Source organism: Ralstonia sp. Ralssp135 (assembly GCF_047304345.1).
Classification (GTDB): Bacteria; Pseudomonadota; Gammaproteobacteria; order Burkholderiales; family Burkholderiaceae; genus Ralstonia; species Ralstonia chuxiongensis.
Genome location: NZ_JBGLYZ010000005.1, coordinates 97,073 through 113,494, shown reverse-complemented (window position 1 = coordinate 113,494; position 16,422 = coordinate 97,073). Strand labels below are relative to the sequence as shown.

General features: G+C 65.5%; 14 protein-coding genes. 10 read left to right on the top strand and 4 right to left on the bottom strand.

All coding sequences use genetic code 11. The annotated features are described in order from the left end of the window. The first annotated feature begins 71 nt into the window (after positions 1–71). The gene (locus ACCD03_RS06290; RefSeq protein WP_413411121.1) at positions 72–1,334 is read left to right on the top strand and encodes an MFS transporter; all 1,263 of its coding nucleotides are present in this window, start codon (positions 72–74) and stop codon (positions 1,332–1,334) included. Here the strand turns inward: ACCD03_RS06290 and ACCD03_RS06285 are convergent. After that, positions 1,289–2,353 (bottom strand): AraC family transcriptional regulator, encoded by a 1,065-nt coding sequence (locus ACCD03_RS06285; protein ID WP_413411120.1) that lies wholly within the window; start codon positions 2,351–2,353, stop codon positions 1,289–1,291. The genes ACCD03_RS06290 and ACCD03_RS06285 overlap by 46 nt on opposite strands. 143 nt (positions 2,354–2,496) lie before the next feature. On the opposite strand from ACCD03_RS06285, the gene ACCD03_RS06280 reads away from it, so the two are divergent. The 9 genes from ACCD03_RS06280 to ACCD03_RS06240 all read left to right on the top strand — a co-directional run bounded on the left by ACCD03_RS06280 (position 2,497) and on the right by ACCD03_RS06240 (position 11,514). Next, on the top strand, positions 2,497–3,552 hold the full coding sequence (locus tag ACCD03_RS06280; RefSeq protein ID WP_413411118.1) for a 3-keto-5-aminohexanoate cleavage protein: 1,056 nt from the start codon (positions 2,497–2,499) through the stop codon (positions 3,550–3,552). A gap of 71 nt (positions 3,553–3,623) precedes the next feature. Beyond that, entirely contained in the window at positions 3,624–4,964 is a 1,341-nt protein-coding gene (locus tag ACCD03_RS06275) for an MFS transporter (protein WP_413411117.1), read from the top strand. A 129-nt stretch (positions 4,965–5,093) separates the two neighbouring features. Then, the gene (locus ACCD03_RS06270; protein WP_253534738.1) at positions 5,094–6,074 is read left to right on the top strand and encodes a quinone oxidoreductase family protein; all 981 of its coding nucleotides are present in this window, start codon (positions 5,094–5,096) and stop codon (positions 6,072–6,074) included. Positions 6,075–6,083: 9 nt separating this feature from the next. Beyond that, positions 6,084–6,932, top strand: coding sequence for a TauD/TfdA dioxygenase family protein (locus ACCD03_RS06265; protein WP_413411116.1), 849 nt, complete (start codon positions 6,084–6,086; stop codon positions 6,930–6,932). A gap of 57 nt (positions 6,933–6,989) precedes the next feature. Further along, entirely contained in the window at positions 6,990–8,123 is a 1,134-nt protein-coding gene (locus ACCD03_RS06260) for a porin (RefSeq protein WP_253534742.1), read from the top strand. Between the two features lie 92 nt (positions 8,124–8,215). After that, entirely contained in the window at positions 8,216–8,791 is a 576-nt protein-coding gene (locus tag ACCD03_RS06255; protein ID WP_413411115.1) for an RBBP9/YdeN family alpha/beta hydrolase, read from the top strand. Positions 8,792–8,798: 7 nt separating this feature from the next. Then, positions 8,799–9,497, top strand: a complete 699-nt coding sequence (locus tag ACCD03_RS06250; protein WP_413411114.1) for a DsbA family oxidoreductase — start codon at positions 8,799–8,801, stop codon at positions 9,495–9,497. Positions 9,498–9,502: 5 nt separating this feature from the next. Next, positions 9,503–9,820: a Rieske (2Fe-2S) protein gene (locus tag ACCD03_RS06245; protein WP_413411113.1), complete on the top strand. Its 318-nt coding sequence runs from the start codon at positions 9,503–9,505 to the stop codon at positions 9,818–9,820. 47 nt (positions 9,821–9,867) lie between these two features. After that, a complete protein-coding gene (locus ACCD03_RS06240; RefSeq protein ID WP_413411112.1) occupies positions 9,868–11,514 on the top strand; it encodes a fatty acid--CoA ligase in 1,647 nt (548 codons plus the stop codon). Between the two features lie 51 nt (positions 11,515–11,565). On the opposite strand, the gene ACCD03_RS06235 is transcribed toward ACCD03_RS06240, so the two are convergent. The 3 genes from ACCD03_RS06235 to ACCD03_RS06225 form a co-directional block, all read right to left on the bottom strand. Further along, positions 11,566–12,933, bottom strand: coding sequence for an MATE family efflux transporter (locus tag ACCD03_RS06235; protein ID WP_413411111.1), 1,368 nt, complete (start codon positions 12,931–12,933; stop codon positions 11,566–11,568). Then, positions 12,930–13,544, bottom strand: coding sequence for a DUF2239 family protein (locus ACCD03_RS06230; protein WP_413411110.1), 615 nt, complete (start codon positions 13,542–13,544; stop codon positions 12,930–12,932). The genes ACCD03_RS06235 and ACCD03_RS06230 overlap by 4 nt, the downstream gene beginning before the upstream one ends. Positions 13,545–13,654: 110 nt before the next feature. After that, positions 13,655–16,420, bottom strand: a complete 2,766-nt coding sequence (locus tag ACCD03_RS06225) for a molybdopterin-dependent oxidoreductase (RefSeq protein ID WP_413411109.1) — start codon at positions 16,418–16,420, stop codon at positions 13,655–13,657. Positions 16,421–16,422 lie beyond the last annotated feature (2 nt).

The following is a 16,422-nucleotide window of genomic DNA, read 5'->3' as shown; positions in this document are numbered from 1 at the left end:
GCCCGCAAGAAGCGGAGCGCTTCCAGGCATCGCTGTCCCTACCCTGAAGTGAACATTTTCAGGAGTGTGCGATGTCCGATCCCCATGACTCTGCTGTCGACCGCCTGCCGCCGGGCTTCAACCGGCTGGCGGCCTCGAACCTGGCCGCGCAGTCGGCCGAACAGATTGCGCTGGCCGCCATGCCAATGGTTGCGGTGCTTACCCTGCGTGCCGACGCCAGCACAGCGAGCTGGCTGCAGGTGGTCCTCACGCTGCCGTTTGTGCTGTTTGCCATTCCTGTGGGCATGCTGGCGGACCGTTGGCCCAAACGCGCATTGATGGCCGGCGCAGAGGCGGTGCGCGCGCTGGCGTTGTTTGTTGTGGCGTGCCTGCTGGTGGCGGGGCGGCTGAACCTGGCAACGCTGGGCGTGCTGGGCTTTATTGCGGTGTGCGGCACGGTGGTGTTCAGCGTGGCGGCGCCAGCGCTGGTGCCTTCGCTCGTGCCGGCAGCGATGCTTGCGCGCGCAAACGGCCGCATCGAGCTGGCGCGCACGATTGCATTTGCGTGCGGGCCGGCTATCGGCGGTGCGTTGATCGGCTGGACCGGCTCGATGACAGCATTCGCGCTGGCGGCGGCGTTGTCCGCCATGGCTGCGGCGCTGCTGGCAGGTGTGACGGCTCCGGAGCCCGTGGCGCGGCACGCGGCGCACCCGCTGCGCGACATTGCCGAGGGCGCGCGCTTCGTGTTCCACCATCCACTGCTGCGGCCGGTGTTCATCACGCAGTGCGTCTTCACCATGGCGTTCTTCATGGTGTTTGCCATCTTCGTTCCGTACGCGGCGCATCGGTTGAACCTCTCTGCACAAGCGATTGGGCTGACGCTAGGCATGTACGGTGCGGGCATGGTGATTGGCGCGCTGCTGGCCGCGCGCATTCTGGCGCGCTGGCGCTTCGGTCATGTGGTGGCAACTGGCCCGGTGTGCGGACTGGCGGGCGGTGTTCTGCTTGCGGCCACCCTTTGGCAGCCGTGGCCGGCGCTGGCACAGGCCGGCTTCTTTCTGCTGGGTTGCGGGCCGATTCTGTGGGTGGTGAGCACCACCACGCTGCGGCAAACGGTAACGCCGCCCGCGTTGCTGGCGCGTGTATCCGCAGTGAATGTGATGTCGTATGGCGCTCGGCCGATCGGCGCGGCAATGGCCGCGTGGCTCGCCGCACACGCCGGTGCGGGGGCGTGCCTGCTGATGGCGGTGGCGGGCTTTGCGCTGCAGTTGCTGTGCATCCTGCAATCGCCCGCGGTGCGGCTGGCGCGTCAGCCGCGTGCGGACGATACATCGGCCGGGCTCGAACCTGCTTGAGCCGCGTCGGCACCGCGGTCGCCGCGCTGCAGATCGCGCCAGGCGCGCGGCGTCATGCCAAAGTGGGCGATGAACCAGCGCGTGAACGACGCCTGCCGCGTGTAGCCGAGCAACGCAGCTACCCGCCCGATCCGGTAGCTCGGGTTCGCCATGTAGCGAACGGCGAGGTTGTGCCGGACCTCCTCCACCAGGTCAGAGAACGTCATGCCGGCCGATTCCAACTGGCGTTGCAAGGTCCGCACGCTCAGGTGGAGGTGGTCTGCCACCTGCTCGACAGACGCACGCTCCAGCGGCAGCAGCAGGTAGATCGCGCGACGCACGTCCTGCACCACCGCCTCTTGCGCCGACACATTGAGCGGCTCGGCAAGGCTTTCCGCATAACGCACGAGTGCCGGGTCGGCTGCGGGGTTGGGCGTCTCCAGATCGGCAGCCGCGCAGACGATGCCGTTGAAGTCGCTGCCGAACACGATGGGGCAACCAAACACGCGCCGGTGCAGGCTGACGTCGGTGGGAGCGCCATGGGTGAAATGGACGCTGCGCGGCTTCCAGTGAACCCCGAGCAGCGCGCTGCACGTCCGGGCCAGCACGCCGACGGCCAGCTCGTTGGCCTGCCGCAGCGGCACCGGCGTCTCGGTGATCACCTCTTCGCGAATGACGACCATGTCGCCGTCGGATTCCAGGTAGATCGCCAGCGCCTCGTTCAGCAGGTGGCGGTACTGGATGATGGCCTGCAGCGCCTCGCGCAGCGTGCGCTTGTGGGCGAGCAACAACCCGAGCACACCGAAATCCAGTTCCTGGCGCGCCTCGGCCATCTGCAGCCCGAGCGTCGGGCACGGGGCGTTGGCGGCGGTGATCTCCATCAACTGGCACGTCGCCACGACCGAGACAAGCTGCTCTGGATCGGTCAGTCTGGCGGGGTCCAGACCCACCTGCCGCAGCGCCTCCTGCGGGTTGAAACCGAGCCGCCGCACGACCTGGAAGTAGCCGTTGAGCGAGCGGGCACGCACCATCGTTTCCATAGGTTTCAGTGGGCTTCGAGCCGTCTTGGTGTTTACACGGAATGGCACCCAAAGAGAAAAATTTGGCGCCAATTGAGAAATTCAAAGCTACCGCTTCCCTATAGTGAAGTCCAGCCGAGACATCCCCTACAGGAGCCCCAAACATGCAATTCCTCGATGATTCGCTGCACCCGGAAAACCAGGACAAAGTCGTCATTACCGTTGCGCCGTACGGCCCGGAATGGATGCCGGAAGATTTTCCCGAAGATATTCCGGTCACGATGGAAGAACAGGTGCAGAAGGCCGTCGATTGCTACAACGCTGGTGCGACCGTGCTGCACCTGCACGTGCGTGAACTGGACGGCAAGGGCTCCAAGCGGCTCTCGAAATTCAACGAGCTGATTGCCGGCGTGCGTGCGGCGGTGCCCGACATGATCATCCAGGTAGGCGGCTCGATTTCTTTTGCGCCGGAAGACGAGGGGCAAGCCGCCAAGTGGCTGTCGGACGACACGCGCCACATGCTGGCCGACCTGACCCCGGCGCCGGACCAGGTGACCGTGGCGGTCAACACCACGCAGATGAACATCATGGAGCTGCTGTATCCGGCGTATCTGGAAGGCACATCGCTGGCCAATCCGGCGCTGGCTGCGGCCTACGCAGAAATGACCGTGCCCGCCGGCCCCGCCTGGCTGGAGGAGCACCTGCGCCGTCTGCAGGCCTCCGGTGTGCAACCGCACTTCCAGTTGACCGGCATCCACGCGCTGGAAACGCTGGAGCGCGTGGTCCGCAAGGGCGTCTACAAGGGCCCGCTCAACCTGACGTGGATCGGCATTGGCGGCGGCTTCGACGGCCCCAACCCGTTCAACTTCTTCAACTTCATCCACCGCGCGCCGGATGGTTGCACGCTGACGGCCGAGTCGCTGCTCAAGAACGTGCTGCCCTTCAACATGATGGCCATGGCAATGGGCCTGCACCCGCGCTGCGGCATTGAAGACACGATCATCGACCAGCACGGCAACCGCATGACGTCCGTGCAGCAGATCGAGCAGTGCGTGCGCGTGGCGCATGAACTGGGCCGTGAGATTGCCAGCGGCAAGGAGGCTCGCGCCATCTACCGCATCGGCGTGCAATATGACAGCGTGGAAGAAACGCTGGCGAGGAACGGCATGTCCCCCAACCGTGCCCCGAACGTGAAAAACCTGCCGCTGCGCGCGGCCTAAACTAGAAGCCGCAGTATCACCGGGCCAACACAGGCGGCGCTCAACGCAAGCGCCGCCACTCGGAGACAACCATGAATCTGCATGCCGCCGACCCGCGCGCAGACCACCACGACGGCTACCTCGTCGGCCGACCCCAGGCGTGGTTTGCGTTTGCAATGACCTTTGCACTGATGCTGTTCGATTACATCGACCGGCAAGTCATCGTGTCGCTTTTCCCGCATCTGAAGACAGCCTGGGCGCTGTCCGACAAGCAACTTGGCGCGCTCGTCTCGGTCATCTCGATCGTGGTGGCGGTGGGTGGCCTGCCGGTGGCGCTGTTGGCCGACCGCTACAGCCGCGTCAAGAGCATCGTCGTGATGGCCACCGTATGGAGCCTGGCAACGATCTCGTGCATGTTCACGCGCAATTACGGACAGCTCTTCACCGCGCGTGCCATCGTGGGCGTGGGTGAGACCGGCTACGGCTCGGTGGGCGCGGCGCTCATCGCCAGCCTGTTTCCCAAGCGCCTGCGCGCCACGTTGATGGGCGCCTTCTTTGCCGCGGCATCTGTCGGTTCGGTATTGGGCGTGTTGCTCGGTGGCGTGATTGCAGCGCGCTGGGGCTGGCAGGCGGCATTTGGCGTGGTGGGCGTACCGGGGCTGGTGCTGGCGCTGCTCTATATGTTCGTGCCGGACTACAAAACGGTGGCGATGGCGGCTGGTGGCACGCAAGTGCGGCAACCCGCTGGCACGCTCCTGCAACGCGTTGCGGGCGCGCTCACCAGCTCGCGCACGCTATGGTGGACGTGCCTGGGCGCAGCCTTCCAGTTGATCGTCGTGTCGACCATCTGGGCGTGGCTGCCGAGCTACCTGAATCGCTATCACGGGACACCGCCGGACCGCGCTGCCATGCAAGCCGCACTGGTGGTGCTGTGCGGTGCGCTGGGCGCCTTCGTGTGGGGTGTCGTGGCCGATGTGGTTGCAGCGCGCCGCCAGCGCAACCGGCTGATTGCGGTGGCTGTGCTGGCGGTGGTCACGCTGCTCGTGTTCATGACGGCCTTTGGTACCGCCATGCCGGCCAACCAGCAGTTCCTCCTGATCGCCTTCGGCGGCTTCTTGATGACGTGCACGGTGGCCCCGGCTTCCAGCGTGGTGTTCGACGTGGTGCACCCCGGCGTGCGCTCAACCGGAGCTGCGGTGCTCTCGCTGTTCCAGAACCTGTTCGGCCTGGCCATCGGGCCGTTTGTGGGCGGTGCCATGTCCGATGCATGGGGCCTGCAGACCGCCCTGGCAGTGATGCCGATCTTCGGCGTGGTTGCAGCAGGCTGCTTCTTGCTGGCCGCACGCAGCTACGAAGCTGAACTCAAGCGCGTGGCCAACGTGTCGATCGACGCAGCGCCCACCGCTGCACCAGCCGCCGTGGCTTCCGCATGACGGCCTGACTCCGCTAACCGCGCGCCGCCACAAGGCATCTCCCCTCTCCCGCCTTGACCGCGTCTCGCCAAGCGAGCCGCGCGGGCGGCGCGCACCCCAAACATCTGAAAAAGAATCCAGGAGACATCCATGGCAACCGCAGTCCGCTTTCATGAAACCGGCGGCCCCGAGGTCTTACGCTGCGAGACCGTCGAAGTGGGCCAACCGGGCCCGGGGCAGGTCCGTCTGCGCCACGAAGCCGTTGGCCTGAACTTTGCCGACACCTACTTCCGCTCGGGCCTCTATCCCGTACCCCGCCCCGCCGGCATGGGCGTGGAAGCAGCAGGCATCGTTGAAGCCGTGGGCGATGGCGTGAGCAATGTCGCCGTGGGCGATCGCGTGACCTACACCGGCTTCATCAACACGCTGGGTGCGTACAGCACCGAACGGCTCATTCCGGCCGCACCACTCATCAAGCTGCCCGCCGCCATTGCCTGCGAAACCGCCGCCGCCATGACCATGCGCGGCCTGACGTCGGCCTACCTGCTGCGCCGCATCTACCCGTTTGCGAAGGGCAACACGATCCTTCTGCATGCGGCCGCCGGCGGCGTGGGGCTCATCGTTTCGCAGTGGGCCAAGCTGCTTGGGCTGACCGTGATCGGCACGGTATCGAGCGAAGCCAAGGCCGACATCGCCCGCGCGCACGGCTGCGACCACGTCATCAACTACGCGCACGAAGACGTTGCAAAACGCGTGCGCGAACTGACCGACGGCGTGGGCGTGAACGTGGTGTTCGACAGCGTGGGCAAGGCCACCTTCGATGCCTCGCTCGATTCGCTCAAGCGACGCGGCCTGATGGTGTGCGTGGGCACGGCATCTGGCCCGATCCCACCGTTCAACCCGCAACTGCTGGCGATGAAGGGATCGCTTTACCTCACCCGCCCGGCCCTGGCCGATTACATCGCTGATCCGGCCGAGAAAGCCGAGCTTGCCGGCGAGCTGTTCGATCACGTGGCCGCCGGTCGCATCAAGATCGAGATCCACCAACGCTATGCATTGGAAGACGCCGTGCAGGCACACCGCGATCTGGAATCGCGCAAGACGACGGGTTCGTCCGTCTTCGTCATCTGAGGGGCCGCCATGCGTATCGAACAACTGACCAACGCCCTGGGTGCCGAACTGACCGGCGTGCAACTGAGTGACGCGATCGAAGACAAAGGCCTGTTCAGCGAAATCCGCACCGCGCTGCTCAAGCACCGCGTGATCTTCCTGCGCGATCAAGAGTTAAGCCGCGCGCAGCATGTCGCGTTTGCCCGCCGCTTTGGCGATCTGGAAGACCACCCCGTGGCCGGTAGCGACCCGGAACACCCGGGCCTGGTGCGCATCTACAAGACGCCCGACCACCCGAACGACCGCTACGAAAACTGTTGGCACGCCGACACCACCTGGCGCGAGGCGCCGCAGTTTGGCGCCGTGCTGCGCTGCGTGGAATGCCCGCCCGTGGGCGGCGACACCATGTGGGCCAACATGGCGCTGGCGTACGAGAAGCTGCCGGAAGACGTCAAGCGCGACATTGCAAACCTGCGCGCCCGCCACAGCATCGAGGCCAGCTTTGGTGCCGCCATGCCCATCGAAAAGCGTCTCGCACTCAAGGCGCAGTACCCCGATCCGGAACACCCCGTGGTGCGCACGCACCCCGAAACGGACGAGAAGGTGCTGTACGTGAACGGCTTCACGACCCACTTCACGAACTACCACACCCCTGGGCGCGTGCGCTACGGGCAGGACGCCACGACAGGTGCATCGGAGCTGCTGCGCTACCTGATCAGCCAGGCCTACATTCCTGAATACCAGGTGCGCTGGCGCTGGAAACCCAACAGCGTGGCCATCTGGGACAACACCGCCACGCAGCACTACGCGGTCATGGATTACGCGCCGTGCCATCGCAAGATGGAACGCGCCGGCATCATCGGCGGCAAGCCGTTCTAACGATCGTCGGGACACATCGGACCCGTCGGCGATAACACCAAGAGGAGACCCTGCAACATGAAGACGAAGCACATCGCCCCCGCTGCACTGCTGGCCTGCGCCGGCGCGGCCTGCGCACAATCCGGCGTCACGCTGTACGGCGTGGTGGATACCAACATCGAATATGCGACCAATCTGGCGGGCGCCACACCGGGCAGCTCGGGCAACCGCGTGTCGATGCAAAGCGGCGGCCTGTCAGGCTCGCGCTGGGGCTTGCGTGGCGTGGAAGACCTTGGCGGCGGCCTGAGCGCGCTGTTCGTGCTCGAAAGCGGATTTGCAAGCGACACGGGCCAATCGCAGCAAGGCGGCCGGCTGTTCGGGCGCCAGGCCTACGTTGGGCTCAAGAGCAGCACGATCGGGCAATTCACTTTCGGCCGCCAGTACACGACGCTCTTCCAGTTGCTGGCCAACTTCGAGCCGATGGCGTATTCCACGCAGTACGAACCGGCCGCCGTGCAGACCGGCGTGAATTTCCGGTCCGACAACACCGCCATGTACACGGGCAACTTCGGCCCGGTGACTGCGCAGGCGCATTGGTCGTTCGGCACCGGCGCCCCGAGCGCCAACCCCGCCGGCGGCGGCAACGGCGAGGTGCCCGGCCAAGCCCGGCGCGACAGCGGCTATGGCGCCGGGGTGGCGTACTCGGCTGGCCCGCTGGGTGCCACGCTCGCATATGACCAGTACAACCCCAGCGCCCCGCTGGGCGGTGGCGCGTTCAGCTCCGGCACCGTGCGCAAGGCGGCGCTGGCGGGCAGCTACCTCGTTGGCGACGTGTTCAAGGTCATGGGCGGCTACCGCTGGGGCCAGAACAAGAACGCCAACGGCAGCGTGGCGCTGCGCGACGACTACTTCTGGGCCGGCGTGAACTATCAGGCGACAAACGCTGTGATGCTCTCGCTCGAATACTCGTACCAGAAGATCAAGACCATCAACAGCGCGCCGTCCACGCAGGCCAACCCGTGGCAGGTCGCGTTCATTGCCGACTACACCCTTTCCAAGCGCACCGATCTGTACCTGACCACGGCCTATGCGCGCAACGCGGGCCTGGCGCTCGACCAGGCCACGGTGGACCTCAACGCCACCGGCTACGGCCTGGGTGCCGGCAAGACCAGCATGCTCGGCGCGGCCGTCGGTATTCGCCACAAGTTCTGAGCGGCCCACACCACGGGAGGCGGACTCCGCCGTCTCCCCGGTCGGCATTCGAGGAGGGTGACCTCCTCGTTTTTTCTTCATGGCGTTTCATCATGACGTTGTCCAACACTTCTCCCACCATCCTCATGGTGCCCGGCCTGCGCGACCACGTGGCCGAACACTGGCAGACGTTGCTCGAGGGCAAACTCCGAGCGGCAGGCCACAAGGCCTCGTCGGTCCCGCCGCTGGAAGCCGACAAATTGAGCTGCGCGGCACGGATAGTGGCCTTGGACAAAGCCGTCAGCGCCATCGACGGCCCGGTGATCCTGGTGGCGCATAGCGCAGGCGTGATGATCACCGTGCATTGGGCCAAGCGGCACGCGCGCAAGATTCACGGCGCCCTGCTGGCCACCCCGGCCGATCTCGACACACAGTTGCCGTCGGGCTACCCCACGCAGGACGTGCTGCAGAAAAATGGCTGGCTGCCCTGCCCCCGGCGTCCGCTGCCGTTTCCAAGCATCGTCGCCGCCAGTCGGAACGATCCGTTGGCATCGTTCGGGCGCGTGGCCGGCATGGCGGCCGACTGGGGCAGCCGTCTGGTCGATCTGGGAGACGTCGGTCATTTGAACCCTGCCGCCGGCTTCGGCCCGTGGCCCATGGCGGAAGCCCTGATCCATGAACTCGATTGAGCGGCCCATGCAGGCAAGTCCGCGCGGCGCAATCCACCCACGCACCAAGCTCACCGTCGATGTCTTCTTCGACTTCATCTGTCCGTGGTGCTGGATAGGTACGCGCCACCTGGCCAGCGCCCTGCGCACGTTAGCGACGCTGCATCCGGAGGTGAAGACGAAGGTGCGGTGGCGCCCGTATCCGCTGCTACCGGACACGCCGGCTGAGGGATTGCCCTATCAGGCGTTCTATCTCAGCCGCCTGGGCAGCCCCACTGCTGTGTCGATGCGACGTGCTCAGGTGCAGCGCGCCGGGCAAGCGGCCGGCATCGACTTCGATTTCACACGCATCAATGTCCTGCCCAATACCGAGCGCGCGCACGGTGTGGTTCGGAAATATCGCCGGGTCGACGCGGGTGGAAAGCCAGCCCAGCTCATCGAGCGCATCTTCAGTGCCTATTTTTTGGAAGGCGCCGACATCGGCAACGAAGGCGTGCTGCAGCGCCTGGAGTTCGAGCATGACATCGCCCACGCGATGGCGCCCGGCGCGTGCCCACCCAGCGTCTGCAAGCCAGTGGGCCGCGGCGTGACCGTTTCCGGGGTGCCGCATTTCATCTTCAACTCGGACGTGGTGATTTCCGGTGCGCATCCGGCAAGCACGCTGGTGCGCGCCATGCAGAACGCGCTGTCGCTATCGCCACCGCAATCGCAAGAGGACGCGCAGTGAACACCATGGCGTGCAATGTCACCGTGGCCTCGGCCGGCGAACTGAGCGCCGGAGAACGCAAGCTCGTCTTCGTCAACGGCCGCAGCATCGTCCTGTTCAACGTTGAAGGCCAGCTTCATGCCATCGACAACAGTTGCCCGCACAACGGCGCATCGCTGGCGGGCGGGCGTCTGAACGGCAGCGTATTGCAGTGTCCAGCACACGGCCTGCGCTTCGATCTCGCCACCGGTTGCATGCCTGGGCCCGGCGGCCTGTGCCTGAAAACCTACCCCGTTCAGGAGACCGACGGCCACGTCGTTATCCAGCTGGAAGACGCCAGCTGATTCGCCACGCGCGATACGAACCCGCACACTGAACGAGACCATTCAACATGCATGCGAACCTCATCACCCCGACACCTTCGGCGTATACGTATCCGCTGCTCGTCAAGCACTTGCTGACCAATGCGCAATGCCTCTACGGCGAGCAGGAAATCACCTATCGCGGTGCGCTGCGCTACAGCTATCGCACGTTTCGTGAACGCATCGGTAGGCTCGCATCGGCACTGAGCGCGCTGGAAGTCCAACACGGTTCGACCGTGGCCGTCATGGACTGGGACAGCCACCGCTACCTCGAGTGCTACTTTGGCGTGCCGATGATGGGCGCAACGCTGTTCACCGTGAACGTGCGACTCTCAGCCCAGCAGATTCTCTACACGCTCAACGATGCACAGGCCGAGGTCGTGCTGGTACACGCCGACTTCGTGCCGCTGATGGAAGAGATCTGGAACGAACTGACGAGCGTGCGCCACGTTGTGGTGCTGGCCGACAACGCCCCCATGCCGCACACCACGCTGCCGGTGGCAGGCGAGTACGAGGCGCTGCTCGCCCATGCATCGCCCGATTTTGCATTTGCCGATTTCGACGAACACACGCGGGCCGCAACCTTCTACACGACGGGCACGACCGGTGACCCCAAGGGCGTGAGCTACAGCCACCGCGATATCGTGCTGCACACCATGGCCACTGCCACGACGCTCTGCGCACCGCGCGATGGCCAGCGCCTGCACCGCGAAGACGTGTACATGCCGATCACGCCGATGTTCCACGTCCTGGCGTGGGGCATGCCGTACATCGCCGTCATGCTGGGCCTGAAGGTCGTTCTGCCGGGGCGCTACGCGGCCGATCTTCTCCTCAAGCTGCACGACACGGAGCGGGTCACCTTCTCGCATTGCGTGCCGACGCTCCTGCAGATGCTGCTGCAGGCGGCGGAAGGCGGCATGCACGATCTGTCGGGATGGAAGGTCCTCATTGGCGGCTCGGCGTTGTCTCCGGCGCTGTGCGAGGCGGCGCTCGCGCGAGGCATTGATGTGTTTGCCGGTTATGGCATGTCGGAAACCGGCCCCGTGGTGGCGCTGGCGCAACTGCCGCCGGGCCGCAAGCCCGCAGACCGGCAGGAAGAAATCCGCATGCGCTGCGCCACAGGGCGCCCGGTGCCGCTGGCCGAACTGCGCATCGTCGACGAGCATCTGCGCGATGTACCGCACGACGGCAAGCATCAGGGCGAGATCGTGCTGCGTACGCCGTACCTCACGCAGGGTTACTTCAACAAGCCGGCCGCATCGGAAGAGCTGTGGGCGGGCGGCTACCTGCACACGCAAGACATCGCCGTCATGACGCCCGATGGATTTGTGCAGATCGTCGACCGCATCAAGGACGTGATCAAGACCGGCGGCGAGTGGGTGTCGTCCATTGAGGTGGAAAGCCTGATTGCCCAGGTGCCGGGCGTGCAGGAAAGCGCAGTGATCGGTGTGCGCGACGCGAAGTGGGGCGAACGGCCGATGGCGTTTGTCGTCGGCAAGCCCGGTGGGCGCCTGAAGGCTGAGGCCATCCGCGACTGCCTGCTGGCACACGCTGAAGCCAAACGCATCAGCAAGTACGCCGTGCCGGAACTGGACCGTATCGCCTTCGTGGCGGAGATTCCGAAGACGAGCGTTGGCAAGATCAACAAGAAGGCCTTGCGCGAGAACGTGGCGTAAGCCACACGCGCTCCGCCGCCGGCCGCACCTGTGGCAGCCGGCGGCGGTGCGTCAAACCATGCGGCGGATGCCGAACCGCTGCGCGCGGCGGCGCCACACGAGCGCGTAATACAGCCCCTGCATCACGAACATGGCAAGGAAGGCGGCCGGGTATGCAGCCCAGATGCCGTCAGTGCCGATATGCCGGCTCAGCACCCAGGCCACCGGCACTTCCACCGCCGCAATGGCCAGGATGGAAATGGCCGTGGGCGCCATCACCGTGCCGCTAGAGCGCATCACGCCCGAGAAGACGCTCGCCATGCCAAAGATGACCGAGCTCCACAGTGAGATATGCAGCAGGCTCTGGGCAAGGCTCATCACTTCCGTGTTCGTGGTGAACCAGCCGATGACGGCACGCGAGAACAGCAACGCCATCACCACCAGCACGCCGGTAATGGCCACGTTGAGCCACAGCCCGGTGCGCATGATGGCGTCGAGCCGCTCCGTATTGCCCGAGCCGATGGCCTGCGCGCCGAGGATGGACGCCGTAATCGCAATCGACATGGCAGGAAACTGCACGTAGCTGATGATCTGCGTACCGGCGCCGTAAGCGGCCGTCGCGTCGGAGCCGAAACCGTTGACGAATGACAGCAGCGCCAGCTCGGCAATCGAGATCACCACAAGCTGCACGCCCGTCGGCACGCCGATCTTCAGCACGGTTTTGAGCACCCCGAAATCGACCCACAGGTGGCGCGCAAACACGGCATCAGGCGCAAGCGGATGATTGCGCCGGCGCAGGAAGAAGGCGAGCCACACCAGCGCCACCGTGAACGAGATGATGGTGGCCACGGCGCCGCTTGCCACACCCAGCTGCGGCAAGCCAAACCAGCCGCGGATGAAGGTGGGCGTCAGCACCAGTCCGATCGACGTCGACAGCGCGAGCGTGCGCAACGGCGTGCGCGTGTCGCCCACGCCACGCATCATCGCCGTGGCAAGCAAGTAGACGAACAGGCCCGGCATGGCATAGAGCATGACGCTGGCGTAAAGCGTGGCGTCCTGCAGGATGTCGGCCGGCGTGCCGAGCCACCCCAGCAACGCGTTTGCAAACGGCCCGCCCAGCAGCGCCACCGCCAGCCCGACGATAAAGCCCACCGACAGCGTGGTACCCGCAACGGTCTTGACCGCCTCGGGCTTCTTGGCGCCCCAAGCCTGCCCGATCAACACCGCCGCCCCGGAGCCCAGCCCGATGATGAAGGCGATGAAGAAAAACAGGATCGGGAAGAATGCCGACACCGCGGCAAGCGCCTTCACGCCCAGCATGTGTCCGACATAGACGTTGTTGAGCGTGCCCGACAACGATTGCAGGATGTTGGCCAGGATCAGCGGGCCGAGGAATGCAATGAATGTTCGCCACAACGGGCGAGCAGCAGGCGCTGTCATGCAGCCTCCTGTTGAGGATTGAATGCCTGACTCGCCAGTTCGCGCGCAAAGTCGCGCACGTCGGCGGGCCAGGATTGGGTAAGGGATTCGAACGCCATGGCATCCGCGGCAAACAAGGCGCGTGTGGCATCTTCAAAGCCTGCGGCGTTGCCGGCCATGGCGGACATGAAGCGGTACGCCGCCTCTTGCGCAACGCGGCGACGGTCTGCGCCTTCGGCGGCACGGCGCGCGTCTTCCACCAGCTTGCGCAGCGTAACCGACGCCCCGCCCGGCTGCGCGGCCAGCCAATCCCAATGGCGCGGCAGCAAGGTCACCTCGCGGGCAATCACGCCCAGCTTGGGGCGGCCAGGGCCACGCGGGCGGCTTTCAGATTCGGCGGGTTCAGCGGCAGATGGTGCGGGTTGATCGATGCGCGCAACCACGTCTTCAACCGTGCCGCGCAAGTCGAACTCCACGGGCTGTGCGCTGGTGTTGTCGAACACCAGCACCTGCGAATCGGGATGCGCATCGAGGTGCGTCTTGACGGCCCGTGCGACATCGCGGACGGGACCGCCGGCCAGGCGTTGGGTGCCGGCAAACGCCGTGCACGCGGGGATTGCTGCGGCATCCATGAGAAGCGCTCCTGCTGAAGTTTCAACAGGAACGAATTCTACCCGGGTTTAATTTGATGTCAATATTACCCGGGCATAAAAGCGGTCTGGCGCGTAACGTGACGCAGAGGTCATGCGGCCTGCTGCACGCGCGCCTCCACCAGCAGCCGTTTGAGTTCCGGCACGCACGACCCGCAATTGCCGCCCGCCTTCAGGCAAGCCGTGATCTCGCCGGTCGATTGCAGACCCTTGGTGCGGATGGCATCGCAGATGGTATTGCGGCCCACGCCAAAGCAGGAGCAGACGGTTGGCCCCACATCGACGCCCGCTTCGATCGGCTGGCCGAGCAGCACGCCCGCGCGATCGACGTCTTCCAGGCGCTCTTGCGCGAACAGGCCCGCGAGCCAGTTGCGCGACGGCAGGTCCGGACGGGGTGACAAAAACACGCAGGCTTCGATGCGGTCATCCACCACGTGCACGGCGCGGTAGACACGCGCGGTGGTGTCTTCATATTCGAGCCAATCGGCATGTGGGTCGGTCACGCCCAGCAGCGTGCGCGCCCAATCGTGTACGGAGCCCAGCTGTTGCCGGCCGGCCAGCTCATAGCGCACGAACTGCTTGCCTTGAATGCGCGTCCACCAGGTTGCATCGTCGGTGTCGAGTGCGCTGCGCGAGAGGACGAAGCCGTGCCACGCCACATCGAACGGCTCAACCATCACCGGCGTGTGCTTGAACTCTGGCTCGCCCGACACCGGGTCGACCACCGGATTGACGACCGCGCCCACACGCGCATCGGAAGCAAACTGGCCGTTCCAGTGGATCGGCACGAACACGCTGCCGCGCGCGATGCCGCCCGTCATGCGCACGCGCGCCACCACACTGCCCCAGCGCGACGACACGCGCGCCAGGTTGCCTTCGCGCACGCCGGCCAGCAGCGCATCGTGCGGGTGCAGATCGACAAACGGTTCGGGCACGTGGTCCGCCAGCTTGGGCGCGCGGCCAGTGCGCGTCATGGTGTGCCACTGGTCGCGCACACGGCCGGTGTTGAGGATGAGCGGATATTCGCCATCTGCCGCATGCGCGGGCGCACGGGCAGGCGTCGGCACGAAACGCGCGCGGCCATCGGAGTGAGCGAAACGGCCATCGTTGAAGAGGCGCGCTTCGCTGTTGCCTGACGTTGCGATGGGCCATTGCACCGGCAACATACCGTTGTATGCGTCGGCATCAAGCCCCGTCAGGCCGCCCAGATGGAAGGCACGACGCGTGCCGCTCGCATCGTTGGCGTAGGCCGACAGGCGTGCGTGTTCATCAAACACATCGCCCGGGCTCTTGAAGTCGAAGCCGTCGTAACCCATGCGGCGGCCCACGTCGGCGATGATGTCCCAGTCGGCGCGCGCCTCGCCGGGTGCCGGCAGAAAGGCGCGCTGGCGCGAGATGCGGCGCTCGGAGTTCGTCACGGTGCCGTCTTTCTCGCCCCAGCCCAGCGCGGGCAGCAGGATGTCGGCCAGAACGGTGGTGTCGGTGGCTTCAACAATGTCGGAAGCAACGACGAGCTCGCACTTGGCCAGCGCACGGCGCGCCTGGTCCGCATCGGGCAAGCTGACCACGGGGTTGGTGCCCATGATCCACACGGCCTTGATGCGCCCGTCCTCAATGGCGTTGAAGAGGTCCACCGCCTTGAGGCCCACCTTGTCGGCCATACGCGGTGCGCCCCAGAACGTCTGCACGAGATCGCGATGCGACGGCTCGTTCAGTTCCATGTGCGCCGCCAACATGTTGGCCAGACCGCCCACTTCGCGCCCGCCCATCGCATTCGGCTGGCCGGTAATCGAAAACGGCCCCATGCCGGCGCGACCGATGCGGCCCGTGAGCAGGTGGCAGTTGATGATGCTGTTGACCTTGTCCGTGCCCGCTGTCGATTGGTTGACGCCCATCGAAAACGCTGTGATGGTGCGTTCAGTCTCGGCAAACCAGTTGTAGAACGTCAGCAGATCGTCGAGCTTGAGCTTGCAGGCCTTGGCGATGGCTTCGACGTCGTGGCTCTCGGTGCCTGCGGCTTCCAGGGCGGCGTCCGGGCCGTTGGTGTGCAGCGTGACGAAGTTCCGGTCCACCACACCGCGCCGCGAGAGAAACGACAGCAGGCCATTGAACAGCCACACATCGGTGCCGGGCTTGATGGGCAGATGCAGATCGGCCAGCTCGCACGTGGCCGTGTGGCGCGGGTCAACCACCACCACCTTCATCTCCGGCCGCGCTTCCTTGGCACGCACGATGCGCTGGAACAGGATCGGGTGGCACCACGCCGTGTTGGAGCCCACCAGCACGACGAGGTCTGCCGTTTCCAGATCGTCATAGCAGACGGGCACGAGGTCTTCGCCAAACGCGCGCTTGTGCCCGGCCACGGCCGACGACATGCACAGCCGCGAATTGGTATCGATGTTGGCCGTGCCGATGAAGCCCTTCATCAGCTTGTTGGCAACGTAGTAATCCTCGGTCAGCAACTGGCCTGAGACGTAGAGCGCCACGGAATCCGGGCCGTGCTCTTCAGCGATGCGGCGAAAACCTTGCGCGACGGCATCGAGCGCGGTCTCCCACGAGACGCGTTGCAATGGCGCCGGCTTGGTGAGCTGCGCAGCGTCCGCGTCATGCGAGCGCTCGCGCATGGCCGGATATAGCAGCCGGCCGTCCAGGCTGACGGTCTCGCCCAGCGCCGAGCCTTTCACGCACAGGCGCCCAGCGTTGGACGGATGCGCCGGATCCCCGGCAATGCCGACGCTGCCATCCGCCTGCGGGGTCGCCAGCACGCCGCAGCCCACGCCGCAGTACGGGCAGGTGGTACGCACTGTGTTGGCGGCGGTCTCGACTGCCGGGTGGATGGGGATGGTCGTCATCGTCATGA